The sequence below is a fragment of the Azospirillum sp. B506 genome (assembly GCF_000333595.1).
Lineage (GTDB): Bacteria > Pseudomonadota > Alphaproteobacteria > Azospirillales > Azospirillaceae > Azospirillum.
In genome coordinates this window covers 1-3,167 of sequence record NZ_BADK01000012.1, presented here as the reverse complement: position 1 = coordinate 3,167, position 3,167 = coordinate 1, and the positions used below count along the sequence as shown (strand labels likewise).

Sequence of the window (3,167 nt, the reverse complement as noted above, 5' to 3'; positions counted from 1 at the left end):
CGTCCGGCGCCGACCTGCACCGACTACCCTGAGCCCGACCGGGGCCGTATCCGGCGGGTCCGGGACGCGGAGCCGATCCCGCTGGAGGACATCGCGGCCACCCTCAAGCGGCAGGTTGCCGATGCGGTTCAACGCCATCTCGATGCGGCTGTTTCCGAGCGCAGCTATTCCTCTGCCGCCGCCGCCGTGACCTATGTCGGCGATCCCAACCCGCAATGGGACGCGGAAGGCCGGGCGGTGCTGGCCTGGCGCTCCGCGGTCTGGACGGCGTGCTTTGCCGCTCTGGAGGCGGTTCTGGCCGGCGAACGTCCGCCGCTGACACCGGAGGAAATGGTCGCCGAGCTGCCGCCGCTGGTGTGGCCCGGCTGACGCCGCGACAACACTCCAACCCCGACCGATCCGGCCGCCAGTGAGCGGCCTTTTTCATGCCTGGAGGATCCCATGCGTGCCATTCCGCAAGCCGCCCTCGACCTGGTGAAGGAGGCCGAAGGCCTGCGTCTCACCGCCTACCCGGATCCCGCCACCGGCGGCGCTCCGTGGACGATCGGCTACGGCCACACCGGTCCGGAAGTGCGGCCGGGCCTGCGCATCACCGAGGCGCAGGCCGGGCAGCTGCTGCAGGCCGATCTGGCCGCCGCCGCCGCGGTGGTCGACCGGGCCGTGACCGTGGAGCTGACCGACAACCAGCGCGGGGCGCTGGTGGCCTTCGTCATGAACATCGGCGCCGGCCGGAAGGCCAAGGGCAAGGACGCCGGCAAGGACGGCTTCGTCACCCTGAAGACCGGCCAGCCGTCCACCATGCTCCGGAAACTGAACGTTGGTGACGCCGCCGGTGCCGCGGCCGAGTTCGCCAAATGGACCCGCGGCGCCGGCAAGGTCATGCCCGGCCTGGTCAAGCGCCGGGCGGCCGAGGCGGCGCTGTTCCTGTCGGACGAGGTCCATCCGGTGAGCCGGGTTGCCGAGCCGGCGCCGGCGATGAGGCCGATGGCCAGGTCGGTCAGCGCCGTCAGCGGCGGCGGTGCGCTGGGCCTCGCTGGCGTGGCCGTTCTGCTGGACCAGGCGCGCGACGTTTCAGCGGCAATCAAGGGCTTGCTGGAGGCGCTGCCGTCGGGGGCGCTGGGCTGGGCGGTGGCCGCCCTGCTGGGTTTGGCGGTGGCGGTGATGCTCTACCGGCGCTGGGATGACCAGCGCAAGGCGGCCTGATGCTGGCTTTCCTTGCCACGGGCTGGGGCAGAGCGGCTGCCGGCCTGATCCTCGCCAGCCTGGTGCTGGCGGGGATCGTCACCTTCGGCGCGCTTCAGCGCCGGGCAGGGCAGCAGGATGCCGCCCTCGAGTCGACCACACAGGCACTCCGAAACGCAGAGGTGCGCCATGGCATTGAGGATGATCTGCGCCGGCATCCTGCTGGCGCTGCTGAGCGGCTGCGCGACCAGTGGAGCCGGGACTGAGGGCGGCTGTGCCGCCTTCCGCCCGATCTATACCAGCCGGGCCGATGCACTCACCGATGGCACGGCCAGGCAGCTGCTGGCGCATAACCTGACCGGTGCCCGGCTGTGCGGGTGGACGCCCGCTCGCTGAAGCGAGAGGTTAAGGTGTTCACTTATGAACACTTTGGATAAAATTATGAACACTTTGGATTCCATTTGGAACTGTTCCGTGCGGGTGCCCAGGTTTTTCGCGACACTTCTCGTGACCGCTTCTGATCGATAGTGGCAAAAAATCCCCGGGACGATCGAGTAGTGAAATTTTTTCGTCTCTCTCTACAGGTACGTCGCGCAGCGACATGTTATTTTTCTGGCTGAAATGAGTCATTTCTGTGTAAAAATGACAGGTAAAAAAATCTGTGAGGGGATTGTTGGCAATATTGATCAAAGTTATACAAGCATACGCGACCTCTTTGCGACAAGAATGGGCATCATATGTTCGATATATGGCGTATCCGCAAAATATATTTTTGATTTGCGCGTATTAGCGGAATGGAAATTTCTTGCTATAAATCTAAATTATTGATTATGGCATCGTTTTTCTCTGAGGTGTGCCATTTTTATTTTTATTTCTTATGAAATATTGATTTGTTATGTTTATTTCCGGGTTTTTTATTTTATGGCGCGGTGATGAATAACCGCTTCGGTAATGGGTAGAGCTAGCCCTTTTGCACGATCAGATACAGGGGGTGATTGCGGCTTATTAGCGCACCCGAAACGACGTGGCTACCAGATCTCTGTCCCTCGACATTCCAAGCGAGCATCAGCCGACCATAAAGGCGACGCGGCGCTTGCAGGAAAGCCGTTGCTTTGCTTACTTGGTAAAAAAGTAGGCATAGGCACGATTGAGTGATCACCCTGCGTCGTTCCGTATGATGAGGAGTGCCACTTGGAGCAGCATAGATCCTTTCTAAGACACCTTACGGCGGTGGAGTACCTTGAGGCGGTTGCGTCCTTGGGACGCGCAAACCTACCTGCCAATATGAGAGGGACTGCCTGTCTGCTTTATGACGTCTCGGAATGGATAAAATCGACTGAGACCGCCGAACCCGGACTGCGCAAGGCGTTCGCCCTGATCAATGATGTCTTGGTTGCTGAGAACTTCCTCCGGAGCGCAGATAAGCCGCGCTACGTCCACTATACGAACATGCGCCTGTTGGACCGCTATCTTCTGGCGTCACGGTCTCGTCCCCTTGCCAAACACCATGGCCGCGCTAGGCGCGCCCTCGCGATCATCATGCGAGACTGGTTTGAATTCGAGCAGGAACGGCTCAGCGCCTTCGACGATGATAAGCTGCCCAAGGGCGTCATCGGCTACACCTTCGAGGACGGCGACCAGGATGACCCGGTCTCGCACCTGCGGGAACGTGTCCGTACGCTCGACGTCCTAGCCGAACTTGCCGCCGTCGCGGATCTTCCGGACACGCGTATGGTCCGCAAGGGCATGGCCAAATACCCCAGCGACTGGGAGTACTTTGCGGATGACCCGGACCGGGAACTCGCTCACTTCCTATGCTTACCACGGTCGACTTGGCACGATGAAGTTATGTTCCTCCGGATGATCCACGCGACCGAATGCTGTTTCCCTGGGATCCTGGCCTCGCTCGAGACGCTTCCCACCCTCGCCCTGGGGGGAACTTGGCTCGCTGCTACCCCAGCGCTCAAGGAGGCGACCTATTTCTC

4 protein-coding genes are annotated in these 3,167 nt (G+C 61.5%); all 4 read left to right on the top strand.

The genetic code is table 11. The features are described 5' to 3' along the window. On the top strand, positions 1-369 hold a 369-nt coding region (locus I71_RS00455; protein WP_199902071.1), incomplete at its 5' end, for a hypothetical protein. A gap of 72 nt (positions 370-441) precedes the next feature. Continuing rightward, positions 442-1,203, top strand: coding sequence for a lysozyme (locus I71_RS34685; RefSeq protein ID WP_049975830.1), 762 nt, complete (start codon positions 442-444; stop codon positions 1,201-1,203). Continuing rightward, complete coding sequence (locus I71_RS34680; RefSeq protein ID WP_049975829.1) at positions 1,203-1,448, top strand: hypothetical protein; 246 nt, start codon at positions 1,203-1,205, stop codon at positions 1,446-1,448. The genes I71_RS34685 and I71_RS34680 overlap by 1 nt, the downstream gene beginning before the upstream one ends. Before the next feature lie 991 nt (positions 1,449-2,439). After that, positions 2,440-3,167, top strand: a 728-nt coding sequence (locus I71_RS00440; protein ID WP_148294105.1) for a hypothetical protein, incomplete at its 3' end; no start/stop codon positions are given.

Bases quoted from the DNA above. Each gene is read 5' to 3' on its own strand.
- I71_RS34685 (WP_049975830.1), top strand. From the start codon at position 442: ATGCGTGCCATTCCGCAAGCCGCCCTCGACCTGGTGAAGGAGGCCGAA.
- I71_RS34680 (WP_049975829.1), top strand. From the start codon at position 1,203: ATGCTGGCTTTCCTTGCCACGGGCTGGGGCAGAGCGGCTGCCGGCCTG.